Genomic DNA, 24,509 nt, shown 5'->3' with positions numbered 1-24,509 from the left:
TGGAGAACGATTTGCAAGCTAACACTGAAACGTTAATGCAAATATGTACGGATACGTTAGTCCGGAATTTACGCCTATGGAGAGTACAAGAACTTGTGAGTAGATAGATATTTATATCATCAAAAGCATACTCGTTGAAGTAGGAATGAAACATGGAAGTTTATAACTTTTTATAAGTTTTCAGTAACGGAAAATACAATGGATAAAACAATCTTTGTGTTGCTGGATGCCTGTCAGTATGAAGCGGCCAGCAAGTATCTGGGATATCTTGAACATATGATTGATTATAATAAAGGTGCGAAATATAAAGTGTTGGGTGAACTGCCGTCACTTTCAAAGCCGATGTATGCCACCCTTTTTACCGGGCTTCCCGTATGTGAGCATGGGGTGACCTGCAATGAGGTGGGCGGGGTACTGCCTTATGACAGCGTCTTTTCACTGTGCCGCAAGGCGGGCGGCAGAACAGCTGCGATTTCTTACTCATGGATGAGTGAGCTTTACAGCAGAGCTCCCTATGTATCGGACAGAGACCGGGTACAGCTGGATACGGAGGGCGCCATCCAGTATGGCATGTACTATTGGGATGACAACTATCCGGATTCTCATGTCTTCGCAGAAGGAGAATGCCTTCGCAAAACTTTTGATCCGGATTTTATGCTGTATCACACCATGGCTGTGGATGAGTGGGGGCATATGAAAGGGGCAGACAGTGCCGAATATGCCAATGCAGTGGCTGCGGTGGGACATCTTATTGCAGCAAGGATGCCGGAATGGCTGCAAACCGGATATCAGGTAGTGGTGACAGCAGACCACGGAATGAACAACCTTGGTATTCATGTGGGGACGGAACCTGCCCAGAGAGAGGTTGCACTCTATATTTTCAGTGATAAAGTGGAGAATGGACGATTTGAGGAGAATTATATTTCACAGCTGAATGTGGCACCGATGGTGTGCAGATTGTTGGGAATTCCGGCGGCAGAGGGTATGAAGCAGGAGCTGGAGATTCAATTGAATAAATAGAACTATTAGCACTCATTAAAAATGAGTGCTAATTTTTCTTGACATTTGGAAATAAAGGTATTACAATACTTGTTAGCAGAAGACGCTGATGACTGCCAATTGTGTTTGCGTGAACAGATGCAAAGTGTCGGGCATTTTGCCGGATGATGATAAACAGATTGGCTTAGACTATATTTGTATAAAATTCAGAAAAGAACAGGAGTGTTGAATATGTCAGAAGTTAAACAGGAACAGGGTAATTTATCGATCAACAGTGAGAATTTGTTTCCAATCATTAAGAAATGGCTGTATTCAGACCATGATATATTTTTCAGAGAGTTAATCTCCAATGGCTGTGATGCTGTGACGAAGGTACAGAAGCTTGAAGTGATGGGTGAGTATCAGCTTCAGGAAGGTGAGAAGTTCCGTGTGGATGTCATTGTGAATCCGGAAGAGAAGACATTGAAGTTTATCGATAATGGTATCGGTATGACAGCAGATGAAGTGAAAGAGTATATTACACAGATTGCTTTCTCCGGTGCGACAGATTTCCTTGAGAAGTACAAGGACAAGACCAACGAAGATCAGATTATCGGTCATTTCGGTCTTGGTTTCTATTCTGCATTCATGGTTGCAGATAAGGTTACAATTGATACACTGTCCTATCAGGAAGGCGCAGAACCGGTATTCTGGGAATGTGACGGTGACAGTGAATACAGCATGAGCAAGGGCAGCAGAACAACAAGAGGTACAGAGATTACCTTGTATCTGAATGAAGACAGCTATGAATTCTCCAATGAATATCGTGCCCGTGAGGTCATTACAAAGTACTGTTCTTTCATGCCTGTTGAGATCTACCTCAGCAAAGAAGGCGGCGAACAGGAATATCAGACCATCGAGAAGGATGAACTTCGTGAGGATGATGTCATCGCAGAGACAATTGTCGAAGATGAGAAGACAGAAGAGAAGGAGAATGAGAACGGCGAGAAAGAAACCGTTGTTGTATCTCCTCGTAAGGAAAGATACAAGATCAATAAGCGTCCTTCCCTGATGAATGATATCCATCCATTGTGGACAAAGCATCCGAATGACTGTACAGATGAAGAATACAAGGAATTTTACAGAAGTGTCTTCCATGATTATAAGGAACCTTTATTCTGGATCCATCTGAATATGGATTATCCGTTTAACCTGAAGGGTATTCTGTACTTCCCTAAGATCAACATGGAATATGAATCCATCGAAGGTACAATTAAACTGTACAACAATCAGGTATTTATCGCAGATAATATCAAGGAGGTTATTCCTGAATTCCTGATGCTCTTAAAGGGTGTCATCGATTGTCCGGATCTGCCTTTGAACGTTTCAAGATCTGCACTGCAGAATGATGGTTTTGTTAAGAAGATTTCCGATTATATTACGAAGAAGGTTGCAGACAAGCTCTCAGGTATGTGCAAGACAGATAGAGAAAGCTATGAGAAGTATTGGGATGATATTAATCCATTCATCAAGTTCGGCTGCATCAAGGATGACAAGTTCAACGAGAAGATGAAGGATTACATCATTTACAAGGATCTTGATGGCAAGTATATTTCACTGGATGAATATCTTGAGGCTGCTAAGGATAAACATGAGAATCAGGTATTCTATGTCACAGATGAGCTGCAGCAGTCCCAGTATATTAACATGTTCAAGGAACAGGGGCTGAATGCTGTTATTCTGAAGAATCCAATCGACCAGCCATTCATCAGCCGTCTTGAAGAGGCAATGAAGGACAAAAATGTGAAGTTCAGACGTATTGATACAGATCTGGCAGACGTATTCAAAGAAACAGCCAGTGAAGATGACAAGAAGGTTCTTGAAGAGGATCAGACAAAGCTGACAGATATCTTCAAGAAAGCGCTTGGTGTAGAAGCACTGGATGTGAAGGTTGAGAAGCTGAAGAATGCAGATACATCCGCCATGATTACATTATCCGAGGATATGCGTCGTATGCAGGATATGATGAAGATGTACGGTATGAGCCAGGGACAGATGGGTACAGAAGGCCAGACACTTGTACTCAATGCTAATAACGCACTGGTACAGTATGTATTGAACAATCCGGAAGGTGAGCATGTCAATATGTTCTGCCAGCAGATTTATGATCTGGCATTATTAAGCCACTGCCCATTAAGTGCAGAAGCCATGACAAAATTTGTTGCAAGAAGCAACGAGATCCTGAAACTGCTTGCAAAATAAAGTAAATGTATATTCTTACAAATTGATCAAATTTTTATGCACTACAATGATAAATAGATAATTTGATAATGTAGTAAATAAGCGGCAAATTAGCACGGTACTATAATAAAGCATAAATATAAGAAGAAATCCGCTCCGGTAAAAACAAACCGGAACGGATTTCTTTTTTGTATCCTTCAATATGTAATATTCAATATTATGAGAACATTTCGCAAAGGATACGAACAACCAGTGTCCTTGGAAGAAGAACCGGAAGTCCGGTGATCTCCTGGATACGGTGCTTCATCTCCATGGTAAATCCCATACAGTCGGTACAGATAAAAGCCAGATCCTTGTTCTTAAAGAAAGAAGCTGCTTCTACGACTTTGTCAAATTCCAGATACGGAGAGGCAGAGGTGGCTTCTATAGAGATGCCGCTTTTGCCCCAGGTATGATAAGCCTGTTCCACCTGATCCGGTTCCGGGACAAGGATGCCGATTTTTTGATTGCCTGCCAGTTTGGCTGCAATGGCATGAAAAAGAGGCTGAGGTTCGATGAAAAGTACCTGGTGTCTGAATTCCGGAAAAACGCCGGTACAGAACAGGATAATCGCTGATACGCCTTCTGCCTCTGCCTGATCAATTTTTTGCTGGACAAGGGGACGGATAAAACGTTCTGTAAATTTGGCCTGCCTGCCATCACGCATGCGAGAGACCAGCACTTCATCATCTTCAGATGGAGCAAACTGTGACATGACTTCTTCATAGGTCATATCATCTAAAGCACCATATTCTGTCAATGTCATGTAATCCGGCAGCAGCGGCAGGATATCTCTGGTGATATCCGTGCGGGGTGCCTGTCCGATGGTAATTGCGCCGATTTTGATCTGTTTCATACAATCAGCCCTTTTATTTATCCTTGCCGAAAGTCTGGAATACGTTCATTGGTCCGTATAATTCAAGCAGATGGTCGTATTCTTTCTGATCATAGAAGGAAATGATGCCGTCGCCATATCCTTTGGCAACTTCAACAGCAAATCTTGCAGCGGATTCAACATCTTCAAAATGGCATGCACCTGTGGCGCATCCGGCAACAGGCTGTTCTGTTGTGATCGCAACACCGACAACAGGAGCATTTGTTGAAGTAGCCGGCTGAAGAATACTGTTCAGATGGTGAAGATCGTTGCCGTAAGGTGTGATATCCTGCTGGGCAACAGGGAAAATAGCAGGCAACTTGCCTGTGACACGGGTCATAACATCCATCAGGTCATTGCTGACTTCGAGGATGTAGCCTTCTTTGATGGTCGGAGAAAGGGCGAAACCGTTTAAATTGATGACACGGTTGCCTTTGGTTGTATCGATAGAAAGGATGGCATCCATTTCAGGGAGAACTTCTTTCTCATTGTTTGTTGTCATGTCGATTGGTGAACCCATGAATGGTACAGGAAAATGCTCCTGAGTTGGGGCATCCGGGCAGATATGGGTTGCGATGATGACATCACCTTTCATAATGTCGCCTTTTGTGTTCATTTCTGTCAGTTTAAGACCAGCGGCCAGTGCAGCTAATGCACCATCGCCATCAGAAACGAAACCTGTCACTTCGGGTCTTGCACCAAGTCCGCCAAGACGTCCAATGATTCCGAGTGTCGGAGCAGAGCCACCGACAGATTTTCCTTCGCTGCCTTTAATGAGAATTGTTACACAATCTGTGTCGCCTTCATCACCTTTGACATTTTCTACAGTAACTTCTACGTTACCTCTTTCCTTAAAAAGATCTGTGACTGTTGTGCCGTTGGCAGCAGGAGTGTCAAGCAGATCAAACAGTTCGATAACCTGTCTTAATAACATGGTTAATTGCCTCCTTAGATATAAAATGGTATATGGCATATTTGCACATTACCACCAGTTTATAGCAAAATGTGACATGGGTCAATAGCATTTAAAAGGAAATCCTTTTTTTTAACGGTTTAAAGTGTCGATTCAATAAATTTTTTGAATTAATATGCAAAAGGACTTGCAGAATTGAAAATACAATAGTATAATACGTCTTGTGCAGACAAATGTCCATTGTGGATATATCATTATGGATATATGATGTAAGGAGTTGAAAGCTATGCAGAGTTCAATCGTAAGTGAAGCGAAAGCGATTGAGAACGAGCTGATCGCACATCGCAGACATCTCCATCAGAATCCGGAGCTTGGATTTGATCTTCCGGAGACAACAGCGTATGTGATGCAGCAATTAAGAGAATATGGATATGAACCAAAGGCGGTCGGGAAAGCAGGTATCAGTGCAGTTGTCGGCCCTGATGGCGGGAAGACTTTTTTGATTCGCGGCGATATGGATGCACTTCCGATGAAGGAAGAGACAGGATTGCCGTTTTGTTCTATCAATGGGAAAATGCATGCCTGCGGACATGATTTTCATACATCTGCCCTTCTTGGGGCGGCCAAACTTCTGAAAGCCCATGAAAGTGAGTTGAAGGGGCAGGTGAAGCTGATGTTTCAGCCGGCGGAGGAGATTATGGATGGAGCCAATGACATGATTGCGGCTGGTATTCTGGAGAATCCTCATGTGGATGCGGCTATGGCGATGCATGTACTGCATGACAGCCTTGGCAAGGCCGGCTATACAAGAGGAACAGGCTGCGGTTCCAGTGATGTCTTTACAATTAAGGTCAAAGGTATCGGCGGACACGGTGCAGCACCTCACAGAAATGTAGATCCCATCAATGTGGCCTGTCATATACAGCTGGCCCTTCAGACCATCAACAGCAGAGAAATCAATCCAAATGAACTGATTGTCCTGACGATTTGTTCTATGCATGCAGGAACGGCAGCCAATATTATGCCGGACGAGGCAGTTCTGCAGGGAACAATCCGGACAATGAACATGGATGTCAAGGCTTTTGCCAGACAGAGACTGATTGATATCTGCGAAGGTGTATGTAAGACATTCCGTGCGGAATGTGAAATTGATTTCATCGGGGAAGGAATTCCGCCGATGTACAATGATGATCAGCTTTTAACGGATACCATCCGTTATATTGATGATCTGCTCGGTGAAGGTACGGCTCAGCCAATCGAGCGAATGACGGGGTCCGAAGATTTTTCGGCACTTTCCGTTAAGGTTCCATCTGTCCTGTACTGGTTTGGTACGGGAAGCACGGAAGAAGGATATAATTATGGTGTTCATGATTGCAGGGTTACTTTTAATGAAGAAGCAATCCACAGAATGGCTGCTGTGTATACAGAATGTGCCATGAGATGGCTGGAGGAACACCAGTAGTTATAATTTTTTCACGAGGAGGAAAAGAGATGAAAAAAAGATTTTTAGCACTTGCACTTGTTGCATCCATGTGCGTTTCTCTTGCAGCCTGCGGTAATTCTGGTTCTAAAGAAACAGAAGGTACAGCAGCAAACAGTTCTGCATCTGAGACAACAGCATCTGGACAGACAGAAGCAGAAGGAGATCCGGTTAAAGGTGGTACACTGACAATTTCCTTATCCGCTTCTCCAAGCAAACTGGATCCAATCCACTACAGCGGTACATACGAAAGCCAGATTATCAAAGAGGTCTGTGATACTCTGATCGAGTACAACAGCGACTTATCTGAATATGTACCGGCTCTGGCAACAGACTGGACAGTTTCAGATGATGGTATCACATATGTGTTCAACATCCGCCAGGGTGTTAAGTTCCAGAAAGGAAAGTATCAGGATGGCCGTGAGATGACAGCAGAAGATGTTGCTTACTCACTGAACCGTTCAGGCGAACTTTCAGACAGCAACCGTCTGTCCATGCTTGATAAAGCAGAAGCTACAGGCGATTATGAAGTTACATGTACACTGAAATCAGCAAACTCTTCTTTCCTGACAGCATTAACAGATGGGGGCAACGCAATCGTTCCTAAGGAAGAAGTTGAAGGCTGGGGTGATGACTTCGGCAGCCACTTAATTGGTACAGGTCCTTTTGCTATGGAATCCTTCCAGCTTGACCAGCAGGCAGTTTTGAAGAAGAACGCTGATTACTGGATGGGCGAGCCAAACCTTGACGAAGTAATCTTCAAGGTAATTACAGATTCCACACAGGCAGCCAATGCACTTCAGACAGGCGAAGTTGATATCGCAATGGATCTGAAGGGTGAATCTGTTCAGAAAGTTAAGGATAATGCAGATCTGACTCTGCTTGAGACACCGGGACTTCATGTTGCATACGTTTACTTTAACATGGAACAGGGACCTACAGCTGATATCAAAGTCAGAAAAGCCCTGATTGAAGCAGTGAATGTAGAAGAAATGGTTTCTTCACTTTACAAATACGGCGAAGCACAGAATGCAAGCCTTCCACTGCCTCCTGGCTCATGGGGTTATGATGCTTCCCTTGAAAGCAAAGTTCCGGGTTACGATCCGGAAGATGCCAAGAAACTCCTTGCTGAAGCTGGTTACGGCGATGGCCTGACACTTGATCTTTATATCAGTGATACAGAAGTAAGACAGAACATGGCTGTTCTTCTTCAGGCTTACTGGGCACAGGTTGGTGTTACATTAAACATCCATGCATCTGAATGGGGTACATTCTCAGAAGTTGCAATGTCCAACAACGCAGATGTTTATGGTATGTCCTGGACATGGTATCCGGATCCATACTTCTTCCTGAACAAACTCTTCTCAACAGAGGAGTGGGGCGGTATCGGTAATGGTCAGCATTACTCCAACGCAAAGGTTGATGAATTACTTCAGAAAGCATTGGAAGCAACAGAACAGTCTGATCGTGCAGACTACTACAAACAGGCTCTGGCTCTGATCGTAGATGATCTTCCTGGTCTCTTCTATGCAAATGAAAATGTTATTTATGGTGTTGATGGACGTGTTCATGATTTCATTCAGAGAGCAGATGGCACAATCAAACTCGTTACACCAGAAAACAATGTATGGGTAACAGACTAATATTAATGAGTGTTTGAAAGCGGGGCGCGGCGAGTTCGCGCCTCTCTTTTTAAGAAATCCACAATGGATTTCTTGCAGTTTACATGAAATGGTGGTGTATTAAGTAAGTGTTAAAAACAATTCTCAAACGTATTTTACAAAGTATTCCAACACTCCTCATTGTTATTACGATTACTTTCGTTTTGACACGAATGATTCCGGGTAATCCGGCACGTACAATTCTCGGTCCTCAGGCTTCCGCCCAGGATATTGCCGAGATGGAGATTAAGCTTGGATTAAATAAGAGCAAGCTTGAGCAGTATGCAGATTATATGATCGGTATTCTTCATGGTGATTTCGGTACATCTTATGTCTATAATCGTCCGGTCACAAGTCTGATCGCAGAAAGAATTCCAAATACGCTGGTCATTACTCTGACCAGTTTGGTCATTGCTATTTTTATTGGTGTTGGCATTGGTGTTTTATCCGCAATAAAACAGTATTCCATTTTAGATTATATTTTTATGATTCTTGCGCTGGTTGGCGTGTCTATGCCGATTTTCTGGCTGGGCCTGATGCTTGTCAACCTGTTTTCAGTACAGCTTGGATGGCTGCCTGCCCTGGGCATGGGCTCTATGAGCAAAGGTATCGGAGATGTGATCTCCCATATGGTACTGCCATGTTTCTGTCTGGCAACAATCCCTACCGCAACATTCGCCAGAATAACCCGCTCCAGTATGCTGGAGGTTATACATAGTGATTCCATCAAAGCACTTCGTGCCCGTGGCATCAAAGAAAGCAGTATTATCTGGAAGCATGCATTAAAAAATGCGCTGCCTCCAATTGTAACAGTTCTTGGTCTTCAGCTGGCCAGTGCCTTCACAGGTGCCATTTTGACAGAGAGTATCTTCTCATGGCCTGGTATGGGTACTATGATCGTATCTGCCATCGATAACCGGGATTATATGCTGATTCAGGGAACGGTCCTTTTCATTGCCGTTGTCTTTGTCGTTGTCAATTTACTGGTGGACGTGGTCTATATGATTATCAATCCACGTGTCAGCTACGATTCGAAGGGAGGTAATTAAATGGCAGATATAACAAAAACGACTTCTGCAGATGCACTCGGCCTGGACGCTCAGGCAGAAATGCTCAAAACAGAACGTCGTGCCAATAATGTATGGAACAAGTTAAAACGTAACAAAACAGCGATGATCGGTCTTGTCATTGTCGTTGTTATGGTATTTATTGCCGTTTTTGCACCTGTCCTTGCACCTTATGATCCAAATGAGATCCATCCGCTGGATGCGTTTCTGAAACCTTTTTCAGAAGGTCATATTTTTGGAACAGATCAGTTTGGACGTGATCTGCTGTCTCGTGTCATTTATGGTGCCAGAGTTTCTCTGATTGTTGCAGCAGGCGGTACATTAGTCGGTGGTGTGATCGGTGTTTTACTTGGTCTGATCGCAGGTTTCATGGGCGGTATTGTAGACTCTGTGATCATGCGAATCATGGATGGTTTTCTCTCCTTCCCATTTGTACTGTTATCCATTATTCTGATGACAGTGCTCGGACAGGGACTGATCAATGTTATCATCGCCATCGGTATCGGTAATATTCCAAGCTTTGCCCGTGTGGTTCGTGGTGAAGTCCATATTGTTAAAAATGAAGAATACTGCAATGCCTGTCGTGTGATCGGTGTTTCCAACACAAGACTTCTGTTTACACATATCCTCCCGAATGCAATTTCTCCGATCATCGTTTATGCCACATTAAATGTAGCAAGTGCGATTATCTCTGAGGCAGCATTGAGTTTCCTTGGTCTTGGTATTGCCGCACCGACAGCTTCATGGGGAAGCATCCTGCGTGAAGGAAAGAGCAGTCTGACAACGGCACCATTTGTAGCAACAATCTCCGGTGCATTTATTTTAATCACTGTACTTGGCTTTAACCTTTTCGGTGATGGTATCCGTGACGTACTGGATCCTAAGATGAAACAGTAATTGCGCTGCGAAGGTCTTCGCAGACCTCTAGTTTGAATAAAGATATCTATTCAGAGCCAACCTCCAAAATGCGACGCATTTCGTCGGTGTGGCGTATCCGCCAAATAAAATTTCAAAAACAGTCTTAAAAATGCAAGCATTTTATACCTGTTTTATGAGATTTTGCTTGGCTCTGAACAGTTACAAATAAAGGATGAATAAAATGGAAAATAAACAGACAGTTCAAAAAAGAATAGAGGAGATTATGCCGGATCTGACAGGACTTTCAGATTATCTCTGGCATCATCCGGAATACAGCTTCCATGAATTTAAAGCCTGCAAAGCCATGTCTGAACTTCTGATGAAGTATGGTTTTCAGGTAGAAACAGGTGTCGGAGGCCTTGAGACAAGTGTCAGAGGTGTCTACGACAGCGGAAAACCCGGACTGAATGTTGGTTTTGTTGGTGAGTTTGATGCTTTTCCGGGCATGGGGCATGCCTGCGGACATAATTTGATGTGTGCCATTGCCTGCGGCGCGGGAATCGGTTTGAAATCTGTGATTGATACGTTAGGCGGCAAAATTACAGTTCTTGGGACCCCTGCAGAGGAAGGCGGCGGAGGCAAGATCACCATGCTGGAAAACGGAGCTTTTGAAGGCCTTGATTTTGCCATGCTGACTCATGCTTCCGCAGATACATGTGTCAACGATATTTCTTATTCAAGAACAGATATCCGTGTGCATTATTATGGGAAAACAGCTCATGCAGCCACATGGCCGGAAGAGGGGATCAGCGCATTGACGCCTATTCTTGAACTGTTCAATATTGTGAATGCCACGCGTCTTGAGCTTGGAGACAAAGGCAAGATTCTCGGCATTATCCGTGACGGCGGCGATCAGGCTATTTTTATACCGGATCATTGTTCTGCGGAGTTTACTATTCGTTCATTCAGTATGAAATACAAATGGGAATTATTCCATCGTTTTATCAAAATCTGCGAGAATGTGGCATCCATTACGGGAACGCGTTTTGAATATGAGATGATTGATTTATCTTATGAGGATATTCGCAATAATCCTGTTTTGGAGGATACACTGGCAGAGAATTTCAAAGTCCTTGGTGAAGAACTGTGTCCGAGACTAAAGGAGCAGGGGATTGGCTGCACGGACATGGGCAATGTGACCCATGCACTTCCGGGCATACAGGCTTATATTCGGCTTCGGCCGGGACTTAGGGTCCATACACCGGAGTTTGAGGAAGCAACAGGAAGTCCCGATGGATACAGAGCCATTGAGGCTGCAGCGAAGGGCATGGCTATGACTGCTGTGGATATCCTTTCAGATTCCTCTAAGATGGAAGCGGTACGGAAAGCATTCAGTGAAATGAAAGCACAATACGAGTGATCGAGGTGATATGATGAGTGAAAATATATTGACAGTCAAAGATTTAAAGACTTACTTTTATACGGCCAGTGGTGTTGCGAAGGCGGTAGATGGTGTAAGTTTTAATATAGCAAAAGGTGAGACCATGGGTATCGTTGGTGAGTCAGGTTCCGGTAAGAGTGTGACTTCCAGCTCTATTATCCGTCTTCTCCCGCCAAGAACAGGCAAGATTGTCGGAGGTTCCATTGAATTTGAAGGCAAAGATGTTCTGGCATTAAGCAAAAAAGAGTTAAATGATTTCAGAGGTAAGGATATCGCTGTTGTTTTCCAGGATCCGATGACATCTCTTGATCCGGTTTTCAAAATCGGCAAGCAGATGACAGAGATGATCATGGCACATCAGAATGTGACAAAAGATGAAGCCTGGAAGATGGCCGTTGAGGCACTGAATAAGGTTGGTATTCCTGAACCTGAGAAACGTATGAATTCTTATCCCTATGAACTTTCAGGCGGTATGTGTCAGCGTGTGATCATTGCCATGGCTGTGTGCTGCAAACCGAAACTGATCATTGCCGATGAACCAACAACGGCTTTGGATGTAACAGTTCAGGCACAGGTCCTGGAGCTTCTGAAAGATCTTCAGAGAAACATGGATACAGCCATTCTTCTGATTACACATAATCTGGGTGTTGTATGGGAAATGTGTGATAAGGTCATGGTTATGTATGCCGGCAATACCGTAGAATTTACAGATACAAAGACACTTTACAGTAATCCGTGTCATCCATATACATGGGGACTTCTGGATTCCATGCCGAAATTGTCTGATGAATCTAAGGGTGAATTAAAGACTATTCCAGGTACACCGCCTGACCTCCGTCTGACAGGCAAATGCTGTAATTTCTATAACAGATGTCCGTATGTGACAGAAGCATGTACACAGTCTGTACCACCTCTTGTTGAAGTGGAACCGGGACATTTTGTAGCCTGCCACAGACAGAATCTGACCAATAAACTGGAGAAAGGAGAGGGCTTAAAGGATGAGTAATGAAAAGAAAGTTTTGATGAAAATTGAGCATCTGACCAAGGAATTTGAGATCAAAAGCAAAAAGCTTGGCGGTAAACCTCAGATTCTCCATGCGTTAAACGATGTGTCTGTAGATATTTATGAAGGTGAGACATTGGGTGTCATCGGTGAATCCGGTTGCGGTAAATCAACATTCGGTCGTACATTGATCCAGCTGCACAAGGCAACCGCCGGTTCTGTGACTTTTGACGGCAAAGACCTTTTTTCCCTGAAAGGGGCAGAACTTAAGAAAGCCAAGAAGGATGTCCAGATGGTTTTCCAGGATCCTTACTCTTCATTGGATCCGAGAAAGACAGCCGGCAAATTGATCGAGGAACCGCTGATCGTGCATAAACTGATTTCTGATAAAAATGAGCGTGAAAAACGTGTTCTGGAACTGATGAGAGAGGTTGGTCTTGATATTCAGCACGTCCACCGTTTCCCGCATGAATTTTCAGGCGGTCAAAGACAGCGTATCAATGTGGCCAGAGCGTTGGCCATGAATCCGAAGGTAATTGTCTGTGATGAGCCGGTTTCTGCGTTGGACGTATCCATTCAGGCACAGGTGCTGAATCTGTTCAACAGACTGCAGCAGCAGTACAATCTGACATATATCTTTATTTCCCACGACCTGGGTGTTATCAAGCATGTCAGTGACAGAATTGCCATTATGTACCTGGGAAGAATTGTAGAATTATGTGAAGCGGATGCCATTTATGAGAATCCGCTGCATCCGTATACGAAGGCATTATTGTCCGCGATTCCGCCGGTTTCACCTTTTGCCAAAAAAGAACGTATTGTCCTAAAAGGTGATATTCCAAGCCCGATCGGCGATCAGATTGGATGTCCGTTAGCGGGCAGATGCCCGAACTGCATGGATAGGTGCAGAAAGGAAATCCCTAAGTTAAAGGACGCTGGTGATGGCCACCAGGTTGCATGTTTCTTATATGAGTAAAATACAGCAGTTTCAAAATCAGATTTTGAGCAACTGCGGGAAAATGAAAAGAGGATGAATATCAATGAGCAATGTAACAAGAAATGATGTTTGGGAACTGGCAAAAAGCAGAAGTAATGATCTTGTCAAACTGGCTTCTGACCTGATTCGTATTCCAAGTGAGAATCCTGTGGGAACACAGAGAGACGTGATCGATTTTGTAGAAAAATATCTGTCTGATGCAGGTATCAGCTATGAAGAGGTTTCCTGCAATCCGGATCATCCGAATGTACTGGCCAAAATGGGCAGCGATGAGGGCTTCAGTGTGATTTTGAACGGACATGTGGATGTTGTCCCTGCCGGCGATCGCTCCCAGTGGGATTATGATCCATTTGGTGGTGAAATTACAGACAAGAGAATCCTTGGCCGCGGTGCTTCTGATATGAAAGCCGGTGTGGCAGGTCTTTTGTTTGCCATGAAAGTATTGAAAGATTCAGGGGCAGACTTGAAAGGCAATATCCGTCTTCATATTGTTTCTGATGAAGAGAGCGGCAGTGAATACGGGACAACATGGCTTTGTGAACAGGGCTACGCTGAAGGAGCCAATGCAGCCATTATTGCGGAACCGACAACCAACTGGACCATTGAATCCGGACAGAAAGGCAACCTGCATATTGTCTTCAAATCCACCGGCAAGTCTGCTCATGGAAGCCTTGGCAATTACAAGGGTGACAATGCGATCCTGAAATTAAACAAAGTTCTGGCAAATATCGAAATGCTGACAAAGATTGAAGGTCATTATCCGAAAGATCTTTTACAGTCTCTGGCTAATTCACAGATGGTTGCAGAAAAAGAACTGGACATGAAGGGCATCGGCAATGTTATTAACCATGTATCAGCCAATGTAGGCCTGATTTCCGGCGGCACACGTCCTAATATGGTTCCGGATTACTGCGAAGCAACCATCGACTGCCGTCTGCCTTATGGCGTGGATCATGAAGAAATTGAGAACACAGTCAAAGAGATGATCAAAGCTGCAGGTGTGGAAGGCGTTGAATATGAACTCATTTGGAAGAGTGAAGCCAATGTTACCCGCGATGATTCAGATATCGTACAGGCCATCAAGAAGAATGCAGAGGCCATCTGGGGCATTACTGTATATCCGGCATGGCAGTGGGCTTGCAGCGACGCAAGAGAATACCGTCTCAAGGGCGTACCAACCATTCAGTATGGCCCATCCAACACAGAAGGCATCCATGCACCAAACGAAAATGTAGACATCGAAGACGTTGTCAATGCAGGACAGATTTATGTATTGTCCCTGTGCGACCTCCTCGGCGTAAAATAAAAATTTGTAACTGTTCAGAGCCAAGCAAAATTTCAAAAAACAGGTATAAAATGCGTAGCATTTTGGAGGTTAGCTCTGAACAGTTAAAAAAAATTAAATGACACAACAAAAGCTGCCAGTTTTTAAGAGCTGCCAGCTTTTGTTGTACCATAGGATATTTTTAGTTTTCGAAAAATGCCTTAGCAAAGTGCGTCAAACCGATCTGGTCGTCTTTGCCCATCATTTCCCGGCTTGAGTGCATGGCCAGAAGTCCGACACCGATATCTGCGGTGCGCATTGGCAGATGGGAAGAGATGATGGAACCGATAGTGCCGCCGCCCTTTGTGTTGGAGTGTTTTGCAAAGCGCTGATAAGGAATGTTTTCCTGCTGGCACAGTGCAATGAGGGAAGCCATGCTCTCACAATCCCATGTATAAGACTGGTTGCTGGCTGTTTTCAGAATAAATCCGCCGTTCATGATGGGATAGTTGGTGATATCCTGAGTGCCTGGATAATTCGGATGGTATGCGTGAGCGACATCAACAGAAAGCATCAGGCCGTCTGAGATATCGGACATACAGTTAATCTGATTTTTGCCGAAAGCCTGCCAGATCTTACCGATGATAACAGAAGGCAGTGTGGAATCAGCACCCTGTTTGCTGAGACTTCCGATTTCCTCGTTATCGAATAAGCAGACAAGGTTAACGCGGTCAGAGTTCTTACTTTCAACAAGACCGTGAATCAGAGCGCATACAGAAGTGATATCATCCAGTCTTGGTGCGGAGATAAATTCTTCTGTGAAACCAACCAGTTCAGGCTGATCAAGATTGTACATGCAAAGATCATAATCAAGAATATTTTTGGCATCCACACCGATTTCTTTGGCAAGCAGATCCATGAAAGTTGTATCTTTGTTCAGATATTCATTCAGTGTGCCGAGGATAGGCAGCAGATGCTTCTGGTTGTCGATAGGAGCACCGTTTTCGTTGATGGCGCGATTCATATGAATAGCCAGATTCGGCAGATAAACAGCGGGACGTTTCAGATCCACAAGATGGCTGACCGGACGATCATAACGGTCACCCTTTGTGACAACTTTTCCGGCAAGGGATAACGGTCTGTCGAAGAATGTATTTAAAATAGGACCGCCGTATACTTCTGTATTCAGCTGCATGTAGCCATGGGAAAAAATTTCCGGATTTGGCTTAATTTTGATGGCCGGGAAATCTGTGTGGGCACCGGCAATGTGAATACCATTGGAAAGGTCACAGGATTCACCGATTGTAAAAGCGTAGAGGGTTGTGTCAAAAGGACTGCAGAAATAACGGCTGCCCTTTGTCAGTGTCCAGTTGTCTTTTATATGTAATTCTGTAAATCCGGCTTCTGTCAGAACCTGCTTGGTATGGGCAATCACATGAAAAGCGGATGTGCCGTTCTGCAGGTAGTGAAAGAGCTGTTCAACTTCTTTTGGTAATGTCTGCATATTCATTCTCCATTCTTCATTTAAAATTATAATATAGGAAATTTTCCACTCCTTATAGTAGCACAATTACGCATTATAATCAATGGATGTGAATTTGGTCATATATAATCAATGGATGTGAATTTGGTCTTTTCAAAAGATGTTTGATATGCTATGATATATAGTAATGAAAACTATGTTGAATGGTCGTTAGTAAATTAGAGCAGTTATTTTGTATTTTTATATGCAGGATAGCTGCGATAGATGCAGGAGGATAAATAAATGGCATATCATATTGCAGTGGACAGTTGTACAGATATGACTGCGGCTATGAAGAAGGATGAACATATCACACTTGTGCCTCTTACGCTGAATGTTGGGGAAGATAAGTTTATAGATGATGAAACTTTTAATCAGGCGGAATTTTTGAGACATGTAGCAGAGTGCCCTGAGGCACCATCATCCGCATGTCCGTCACCGGATGCATATATGCAGGCCTATGGTTATGACAACGAGGATGCCTATGCAGTGACACTTTCAGCAGAACTCAGTGGTTCTTATAACAGCGCTAAGCTTGGTGCAGATCTTTTGAAGGAAGAGTATCCGGAGAAGAACATTCATGTGTTTAACAGCCGTTCTGCCAGTGCAGGTCAGACATTGATCCTGATGAAGATTCAGGAATGTTTGAATGCAGGCAAGGATTTCAAGGAAGTAGTCAGTGAAGTGGAGCAGTATATCGAGGAACAGACAACATTATTCGTTCTGGAATCATTGGAGACATTGAGAAAGAATGGCCGTTTATCAGGTCTTAAGGCGACATTGGTCAATGTACTGAATATCAAGCCCGTCATGGGTTCTACGCCGGAAGGCATAATCCAACAGCTGGATATGGGCCGCGGTATGAAGAAGGCACTGATGAAGCTGGTAGAGCAGATTGGCAAGACAGTTATCCATCCGACGGAGAAGTATCTGATGATTTCTCATTGCAACTGTCTGAAACGTGCAGAATGGCTCAAGGTTGAGATTGAGAAGAAATATGCTTTTAAGGGCATCGTGATTGTTGATACAGCAGGTGTTGCAACGATGTATGCCAATGATGGCGGCATTGTCGTAGCCTATTAAGGCAGAAGCTTAATTTAAAAAGCCGATTTCCGGGATTATGAATCAAATGATTATCAAAATCCCGTAAATCGGCTTTTGTGTTTTATCCGCAATTTGTTTAAATGAATCGCGGATCAGGCAGGTTTATTCTTTTTCTTCAGCATTTCGACATCTTCACGTAATTCTCTTTCCATCTTATCCATGCGTTTTTCCAGTATCAGCATACGGTCTTCGAGGCATCCGATGCGATTCTTCAATTCAATCATTTTTGATTTGAGACCGGCGACATCTGTCTTCAGTCTTGCGACATCAGTTTTGAGGCCGGCGACGTCCGCCTTCAGTGAAAAAATGTCGTTTTTCATGACAGATACGTCGTCTTTTACTTCTGTAAGGTCTTTCTGCATTAGACAAATGCTGTCATTTAAGGGTTGTATCAAAGGTTGTATAAGTGCGCTAATTGCCTGTAAATCTTCTGTGGTCAATGCCATTAAAATCAACTCCTTCGTTGTGGAAAACGGGTGGTATAGTCCAATGATGTTTATCCGGGCAGACCTGCACATCTTTACAGCAATTGGACAATTTTCTTGTGTCATTAAGATAACATAAAAAGCCTCCGAATGCAATATTTAATAGAATTGGGAAGATTAGGTTACATGTGTAATATATTGCCAAAATAACCGGGCAGGATGATTAGTGTTTTGCATGATAGCGTTTTTCGACAAAAGCCAGCAGCTGATAGAGTATCATGGCCAGTATACACAAAATGATAATGCTGAGCATGACGTAATCCAGCCGGAACACCTGACTGCCGTAAATGATCAGGTAACCCAGACCGGCGTTGGCTGCCAGAAATTCACCGATAATGACTCCAACGAGGCAGAGGCCGATGTTGACTTTCAGGTTGCTGACGATGGCGGAGATACTGGCAGGAAGGACAATGTACCTCAGAATGTCTTTGCGGGTACCGCCAAGGGTTTTAATTAGCAGCAGTTTATCGCTGTCAATGTGGATAAAGGCGGTGTAAAGGTTGATAATGGTGCTGAAAATCGCCATGGTGACACCGCAGACAATAATGGTTTTCATATTATTTCCCAGCCAGACAATGAGAATCGGTGCCAGAGCTGTCTTTGGCAGGCTGTTCAGGACAACGAGATAGGGCTCAAGAATATCGGCGGCACTGTGACACCACCAGAGCAGCATGGAGATAAAGGTGCCGAGAATCAGAACAAGGATAAAGCTGATAAGGGTTTCGCCGATGGTAATGCCGATATGGTAAAAGAGACTTTTGTCAGCTGCCATCTGCACCATTACTTTCAAAATACGCGTTGGGCTGCTGAAAATAAAATCGTCAATCAGATGGCACCTGGCGGCAATTTCCCATCCACCTAATATAAAAATCAGGATAAAAAGGCGCATGCCTGTAATAAACTGTTTCTGTCTTTTCTTTTTGGCAAGAAATTCTTCACGGGATGTGTTGGAAACCGGATACAGAATGGTTGATTCAGACATTTAATTCACCCCATATTTCATTAAAATAATCCTTAAACTCAGGTGCCATGCGGGCTTCAAAAGGTGTACGCTCTTTATCAAGGGTCAGGTGGATATCAAAAGTTTTTTTGACAGAGGCAGGACGTTTGGTCAAAACGATAATACGGTCACAGAAACTGATAGCCTCCGAGATATCATGGGTCACAAGAATAGCACTCATTTGCTGACTGCGAAGAATCCGGTAGATATCGTCGGAGACGGTAAGCCTTGTCTGATAATCCAGGGCCGAGAATGGTTCATCCAGAAGAAGCATCCGGGGCGAGAGGGCCAGTGTCCGAATGAGGGCTGCCCTTTGACGCATGCCGCCGGAAAGCTGACCGGGCCTGGCATCTGCGAAAGGGGCAAGGCCGTATTCCTCCAGCATTTTGTCGGACCATTTTTCTTTTTCAGGTGTCAGTTTATGATGAATCCGAAGTCCAAGGGAAATATTATCCCGGATACTTAACCAGTCAAGCAGATGGTCTTTTTGAAGCATATAGCCGATTTCGGCAGAAACGGCAATTTTGCCGGAATTAGGTTGAATCAAACCTGCAATCAGGGATAAAATTGTAGATTTTCCGCATCCGCTGGGACCGATGATACCGAGAAAATGGTTGGGAAAAACACGAAAACTCAAGTCTTTAACAGCCGGAGTTTCACCTTCTGCTGTCTGATAGGTATAATTGACATCGGTCAAATCTAAAAGCGGCTCCATAAAATCCTCCTTATATAATGGTATATAGTAAAATATGCATAAACCGTGTCTGTGTTGCAAGGGAGCCTTATTTATGCTAAAATGCATTCATATGGCACTAATGTTTAAAGTGGATGTTTTTTCGGTTTAGGAATATAGAAAGATGCTGATTTTTTGCAATGTGTAAAGGAGACTATTCGTTATGAGTAAAAGAAATAAATACAGCGCAGGTATGCTTGGGGCCGCCCTTATTGTAGGGATTGGCATTGGCTTTTGCGGCGGTTTTGTAACAGGGAATCGTCTCGGCAGCAAATCTGCGGCAGAAACTGCGGTGGAATCCAGGCAGGAGGACAATGAAACAGCTTTAGCGGTGGGGGAATCCGGAACATATGATTCACAACCGGCAGGAAGCGATAGTGCCAATGGTGAGAGCGAAGTAGAACCCATTGGCAGTTATGCTGTAGATGACGAACCAGTGCTGAATATTGATGATACGACAGTTTATTTGTCTGAGATAAATGCAAGGGCTTACATGGTCAGAGACCAGTATGTAGCGGATTATGGCGAGGAACCATGGAATACGAAGATGGACAATGGAATGACCGTTGGAGAGTATGCCAAGGCAACCATGCTGGATGAGATAGAACGTGAGGTGATTCTCTGTAATAAGGCGGATGAATATGATGTACCGGCTTTGACAGATGATGAGGAGAAGCAGTGCGCGTCTAAGGCCGAGGATTATATGGCATCCATCGGTGAGGATATTGCGGCTCAGTTTAGTGTAGAGCAGTCAGCAGTTCTGGCGATTTATGAGAAAGATGCTATTTCCATGAAGGTCTACAATCAAATCCTTGAGGATCTTTCAGCGAGACTTCGTCAGGAAGATGAATATAAAGATATGGAAGACAGTGCCTTTGAACAGGTTTTGAATGATAAGTTTGAAGAACAGTATACTCAGTGGAAGAATGACTGTAAGGTTGAAACAACAGAGACATGGGAGCAGCTTGTCATGGGAGCAGTGGGCTAGTACATCGTTTTCGAAATAACTACACCATTCACTTGCCTGCGAATCCGATTGTGCAGGTAGAAAAGCCTCGGCGTAGCCCGCTACGCCTGCGTTTTTTTACCTGCACAATCGAATCCGCATCCTACGCGATTGGTATAGTTATTTACGAAACGATGTACTAGTTTTTAGTAAGCTTGCGATTGCAGCTGCAGGTTAGCTGCTATAGGAATGTACAGCAGCCATTGACGAAGCAGTTGATAGATTGCAAACAGGATATTGAATGATGAGAAGGACAGGGAGGTCTTTACATGGGATTAAAGAATTTAATTAAAGGACAGCTTTTATCAAGCATCAGTTATCGTTCCTCAGATCCGCAGGAACTGGCAGCTGTTTATGACAGAGACGGACGCAGGATTATGTATGAATCTGTACTGACGGTTATGCCTGGACAGGCAGCTATTCTTGTGAACGAAGGTCAGATGACGGATATTTTTATGCCGGGCCGATATGAACTGACAACAAATAATATGCCGGTGACAACAACACTGAATCAGTGGAAATACGGTTTTCATGACACATTTATCGTGGATATTATTTTTGTCAATACCAATGAGATCATTGATATACCATGGGGAACGAGTGAACAGGTGACAGTGAAGGATGAAGTCTTTGGCCTTGTCAATGTGGGAGCAAACGGCAAGTATTCATTATCCATCAAGGACCCGAAGCTTTTTGCGGAGAATCTCATGGGTGTGAAGAACCGGTATACGGTGGCTGACCTGAAGAGCTTTGTGACACCGCAGATTGCCATGTATTTCAAGGAGATCGTGACAGAGAAGCAGATGGATTTCTTTGATATGCAGGGTTACTGTTATGAAGCAGCACAGATTCTGAAGGCAAAGAGTGATGATTTCTTTGGCCGTTACGGTATTCAGATGCAGAAGATGGCTGTTCAGGTGGCTTTACCGGAAATGGTGAAGAAATCCATTGATGAACGTGCTTCTCTGGGCGCTCTTGGCGGCATGGATGCCTATGCTTATAAGAGACAGGTGGATGCACAGGCAGATGCCATGGTGGCTATGGCAAAGAATCCGAATGGCGGTATGAACAGCATGGCGGGTATGGGCATGCAGATGTCTGCCGGCATGGCTTTCGGCGGCATGATGGCCGGCCAGATGAATGGCGGTGTGCAGGGACAGTCAGGTACACAGAAGGAGAGTTTTGTGATTTGCCCGAAATGTGGTTCTGAAATGAAGAAGGGACTGAAATTCTGCTCTGAATGTGGTGCCTCACTGGCTGTTCAGAAGAAGAAATGCATTAAATGTGGTGCTGAGATTAATGAAGATATGAAGTTTTGTCCGGAGTGCGGAGCCAATCAGGCGCAGCCTGTTTGCCCGAAATGTGGCTATAAAGCTGCGGCGGGACAGAAATTCTGTCCGGAATGCGGAACAAGTCTTTTGTAAAAGCGTTGTTGAGTCGCCGTTTTCGATGACTGACTTTGAGCAGTGCTGAATAAAGTAGACAAATAGAGAATCTGGAGGATTTTTGAATGAGTATATATGAATCATTGAATCCTGTCCAGCAGGAAGCGGTCTATCATACAGAAGGACCGCTTCTTATTCTGGCAGGAGCCGGGTCAGGCAAGACCAGAGTGCTGACCCACAGGATTGCCTATCTGATTGATGAATGTCAGGTCAATCCATGGAATATTCTGGCTATTACATTTACGAACAAGGCCGCCGGGGAGATGCGGGAACGTGTAGATCAGATTGTGGATTTTGGCGCAGAAGATATCTGGGTCAGCACATTCCATTCTACCTGTGTGCGTATCTTGAGGCGTTATATTGACAGACTGGGATACGACAGAAGTTTTACTATCTATGATGGGGATGACCAGAAGACCGTTATCAAGGAAGTCTGCAAGAAACTGAATATTGATACCAAGATTTATAAGGAGCGTACTTTGCTGTCAGCAATTTCATCTGCCAAGGATGAAATGATCGGGCCGAAGGAATATTTGCTCCGCTCAGAAGGTGACTATGCCAGACAGCGTATTGCCCAGGTATATGAGGAGTATCAGAAACGTTTAAAGAGCAATAATGCCCTGGATTTTGACGATCTGCTTTTCAAAACCGTTGAACTTTTCAAAACCGATGCGGAAGTATTGAATTATTACCAGGATCGTTTTAAGTACATTATGGTGGATGAGTATCAGGATACGAACACGGTTCAGTTCCAGTTTGTCAGTCTGCTGGCGGCAAAGTACCGAAATCTCTGTGTGGTCGGTGATGATGATCAGTCGATTTACAAGTTCCGAGGTGCGAATATCCACAACATTCTTGATTTTGAAAAAACATTTCCGGATGCAAAGGTGATCAAGCTGGAGCAGAATTATCGTTCGACCAAGACGATTCTGGATGCTGCCAACGGTGTGATCCATCACAATCAGGGGCGTAAGGATAAGACACTTTGGACGGATAATGAACAGGGTGTACCGATTGCACTGAATCAGTACCAGACAGAATATGAAGAAGCCATGGGAATTGTGAAGGATATTGCGGCAAAGACGGAGCGCCATGAGGCTGAATACAAAGATTTTGCGGTGCTTTACAGAACAAACGCCCAGTCTCGTGTTTTAGAAGAAAAATTTGTCACACGCAACATACCATATAGAGTTGTGGGTGGTGTAAACTTCTATCAGCGTAAAGAGATCAAAGATATTCTGGCCTATTTGAAAATTATCAATAATGGTCAGGATGACGTGGCTGTGAGACGCGTGGTGAATGTACCAAAGCGCGGTATCGGTGCCACAACAGTGACAAAAGCGGCGGAGTACGCGGATCAGTGGGGAATCAGCCTGTATGAGGCCTTTAAGCAGGTGGATGGTATTCCGGGTCTGGGACGGGCAGCAGCAAAGATCAATGGTTTTGTGAATCTGATACAGGTTTTCAGAACAAAGGCAGAATATATGTCCCTGGCAGAATTGTATGATGAAGTTCTGGAAGATACGGGCTATCTGAAAGAACTTCAGGCAGAGCAGACTGATGAAGCAACAACGCGAATTGAGAACTTAGACGAATTGCGCAACAAGATTGTCGCCTATGAAGAGGAGACGGAACAGCCTTCCCTGAATGAATTGCTGGAACAGATTGCCCTTGTGGCAGATGTGGACAATATGGATGATTCGGACAACAAAGTTATTTTGATGACACTGCATAGTGCAAAAGGTCTGGAGTTTCCATATGTTTATCTGTGCGGTATGGAGGATGGTTTGTTCCCGAGTTATATGACCATTGTCAACGATGATCCTATGGAGATTGAGGAAGAACGCCGTTTGTGTTATGTGGGCATTACCCGTGCCATGAAGAAGCTGACCCTCAGTTATGCGATGTGCCGAATGATGCATGGTCAGACACAGTACAATAAAATCTCCCGGTTTGTGAAAGAGATTCCGCCGCAGCTCATCGGCGGCAGTCTGCCGAGAGAGCGCTTTCCGAGAAAGGCTGAGGATGATCTGCCGTGGAATACAGGCAGTGCCTCCAATGGTATCTCCGGTTTTGGCGGCGGCAGAGCCGGTACATACGGCAGCGGCAGCAGGATGGGTACAGGCGCGGGCAATCGCGGTATCAGACAAAGTCACAAATTTGATGTCAGCGCTTTTGCGAAAAAAGGCGGCGATATGAAGAAAACCGCACCGGACTACGAAGTGGGTGATACGGTTAAACATATTAAATTTGGTACCGGTGTTGTTCAGGCCATCAAGGATGGCGGCAAAGATTACGAAGTCACAGTTGATTTTCCGAAATACGGACCGAAGAAAATGTTTGCCGGATTTGCGAAGCTGAAAAAAGTCTGAAAGAGGTAGTATTTTAGAAAAAAGAG

The 24,509-nt window shown here is 44.2% G+C and carries 20 protein-coding genes; 14 read left to right on the top strand and 6 right to left on the bottom strand.

Features of this window, described 5'->3' with window-relative positions:
• Nucleotides 1-198 precede the first annotated feature (198 nt).
• Entirely contained in the window at nucleotides 199-1,020 is an 822-nt protein-coding gene (locus tag HED67_RS07790; protein ID WP_221717967.1) for an alkaline phosphatase family protein, read from the top strand.
• A gap of 210 nt (nucleotides 1,021-1,230) precedes the next feature.
• Nucleotides 1,231-3,240, top strand: coding sequence for a molecular chaperone HtpG (htpG, locus tag HED67_RS07785; protein WP_221717966.1), 2,010 nt, complete (start codon nucleotides 1,231-1,233; stop codon nucleotides 3,238-3,240).
• Nucleotides 3,241-3,436: 196 nt separating this feature from the next.
• Here htpG and HED67_RS07780 read toward each other — a convergent pair whose 3' ends face one another.
• Both HED67_RS07780 and HED67_RS07775 read right to left on the bottom strand, forming a co-directional pair.
• Nucleotides 3,437-4,114: an AroM family protein gene (locus HED67_RS07780; protein WP_221717965.1), complete on the bottom strand. Its 678-nt coding sequence runs from the start codon at nucleotides 4,112-4,114 to the stop codon at nucleotides 3,437-3,439.
• A 13-nt stretch (nucleotides 4,115-4,127) separates the two neighbouring features.
• A complete protein-coding gene (locus HED67_RS07775; RefSeq protein WP_221717964.1) occupies nucleotides 4,128-5,066 on the bottom strand; it encodes a DUF1177 domain-containing protein in 939 nt (312 codons plus the stop codon).
• Between the two features lie 265 nt (nucleotides 5,067-5,331).
• Between HED67_RS07775 and HED67_RS07770 the strand changes: the two genes are divergently transcribed.
• The 8 genes from HED67_RS07770 to HED67_RS07735 all read left to right on the top strand — a co-directional run bounded on the left by HED67_RS07770 (nucleotide 5,332) and on the right by HED67_RS07735 (nucleotide 14,858).
• A complete protein-coding gene (locus tag HED67_RS07770) occupies nucleotides 5,332-6,507 on the top strand; it encodes a M20 metallopeptidase family protein (protein ID WP_178440230.1) in 1,176 nt (391 codons plus the stop codon).
• Between the two features lie 29 nt (nucleotides 6,508-6,536).
• Nucleotides 6,537-8,168 carry an ABC transporter substrate-binding protein gene (locus HED67_RS07765; RefSeq protein WP_221717963.1) on the top strand — a complete coding sequence of 544 codons (1,632 nt, stop codon included), beginning with the start codon at nucleotides 6,537-6,539 and terminating at the stop codon, nucleotides 8,166-8,168.
• A gap of 107 nt (nucleotides 8,169-8,275) precedes the next feature.
• Nucleotides 8,276-9,235, top strand: coding sequence for an ABC transporter permease (locus tag HED67_RS17040; RefSeq protein ID WP_117528447.1), 960 nt, complete (start codon nucleotides 8,276-8,278; stop codon nucleotides 9,233-9,235).
• Nucleotides 9,236-10,150: an ABC transporter permease gene (locus HED67_RS07755; RefSeq protein ID WP_015512887.1), complete on the top strand. Its 915-nt coding sequence runs from the start codon at nucleotides 9,236-9,238 to the stop codon at nucleotides 10,148-10,150.
• Nucleotides 10,151-10,352: 202 nt separating this feature from the next.
• Entirely contained in the window at nucleotides 10,353-11,531 is a 1,179-nt protein-coding gene (locus HED67_RS07750; protein WP_221717962.1) for a M20 family metallopeptidase, read from the top strand.
• Between the two features lie 13 nt (nucleotides 11,532-11,544).
• A complete protein-coding gene (locus tag HED67_RS07745) occupies nucleotides 11,545-12,558 on the top strand; it encodes an ABC transporter ATP-binding protein (protein WP_221717961.1) in 1,014 nt (337 codons plus the stop codon).
• Complete coding sequence (locus HED67_RS07740; RefSeq protein ID WP_015512890.1) at nucleotides 12,551-13,531, top strand: ABC transporter ATP-binding protein; 981 nt, start codon at nucleotides 12,551-12,553, stop codon at nucleotides 13,529-13,531. Before HED67_RS07745 ends, HED67_RS07740 begins: the two co-directional genes overlap by 8 nt.
• 64 nt (nucleotides 13,532-13,595) lie before the next feature.
• The gene (locus HED67_RS07735) at nucleotides 13,596-14,858 is read left to right on the top strand and encodes a M20 family metallopeptidase (RefSeq protein ID WP_221717960.1); all 1,263 of its coding nucleotides are present in this window, start codon (nucleotides 13,596-13,598) and stop codon (nucleotides 14,856-14,858) included.
• Nucleotides 14,859-15,018: 160 nt separating this feature from the next.
• Here the strand turns inward: HED67_RS07735 and HED67_RS07730 are convergent, their stop codons facing one another.
• Nucleotides 15,019-16,320 carry a M18 family aminopeptidase gene (locus tag HED67_RS07730; protein WP_221717959.1) on the bottom strand — a complete coding sequence of 434 codons (1,302 nt, stop codon included), beginning with the start codon at nucleotides 16,318-16,320 and terminating at the stop codon, nucleotides 15,019-15,021.
• A 261-nt stretch (nucleotides 16,321-16,581) separates the two neighbouring features.
• Between HED67_RS07730 and HED67_RS07725 the strand changes: the two genes are divergently transcribed.
• A complete protein-coding gene (locus HED67_RS07725) occupies nucleotides 16,582-17,421 on the top strand; it encodes a DegV family protein (protein WP_221717958.1) in 840 nt (279 codons plus the stop codon).
• Nucleotides 17,422-17,534: 113 nt separating this feature from the next.
• On the opposite strand, the gene HED67_RS07720 is transcribed toward HED67_RS07725, so the two are convergent.
• The 3 genes from HED67_RS07720 to HED67_RS07710 form a co-directional block, all read right to left on the bottom strand.
• Complete coding sequence (locus HED67_RS07720) at nucleotides 17,535-17,888, bottom strand: hypothetical protein (RefSeq protein ID WP_221717957.1); 354 nt, start codon at nucleotides 17,886-17,888, stop codon at nucleotides 17,535-17,537.
• Nucleotides 17,889-18,090: 202 nt separating this feature from the next.
• Complete coding sequence (locus HED67_RS07715; protein ID WP_178440218.1) at nucleotides 18,091-18,909, bottom strand: ABC transporter permease; 819 nt, start codon at nucleotides 18,907-18,909, stop codon at nucleotides 18,091-18,093.
• On the bottom strand, nucleotides 18,902-19,642 hold the full coding sequence (locus tag HED67_RS07710) for an ABC transporter ATP-binding protein (protein WP_178440216.1): 741 nt from the start codon (nucleotides 19,640-19,642) through the stop codon (nucleotides 18,902-18,904). The genes HED67_RS07715 and HED67_RS07710 overlap by 8 nt, the downstream gene beginning before the upstream one ends.
• Nucleotides 19,643-19,823: 181 nt before the next feature.
• Between HED67_RS07710 and HED67_RS07705 the strand changes: the two genes are divergently transcribed.
• The 3 genes from HED67_RS07705 (at nucleotide 19,824) to pcrA (ending at nucleotide 24,483) form a co-directional block, all read left to right on the top strand.
• Nucleotides 19,824-20,648, top strand: coding sequence for a hypothetical protein (locus HED67_RS07705; RefSeq protein WP_178440214.1), 825 nt, complete (start codon nucleotides 19,824-19,826; stop codon nucleotides 20,646-20,648).
• A 287-nt stretch (nucleotides 20,649-20,935) separates the two neighbouring features.
• On the top strand, nucleotides 20,936-22,090 hold the full coding sequence (locus HED67_RS07700; RefSeq protein WP_221717956.1) for an SPFH domain-containing protein: 1,155 nt from the start codon (nucleotides 20,936-20,938) through the stop codon (nucleotides 22,088-22,090).
• A gap of 86 nt (nucleotides 22,091-22,176) precedes the next feature.
• Complete coding sequence (pcrA, locus tag HED67_RS07695) at nucleotides 22,177-24,483, top strand: DNA helicase PcrA (protein ID WP_221717955.1); 2,307 nt, start codon at nucleotides 22,177-22,179, stop codon at nucleotides 24,481-24,483.
• The last annotated feature ends 26 nt before the right edge of the window (nucleotides 24,484-24,509 follow it).

This window comes from Pseudocoprococcus catus (genome assembly GCF_019734885.1).
GTDB lineage: Bacteria > Bacillota > Clostridia > Lachnospirales > Lachnospiraceae > Coprococcus_A > Coprococcus_A catus.
Note: the sequence above shows the minus strand (reverse complement) of the source record. Positions and strands in the feature narration are given on the sequence as shown.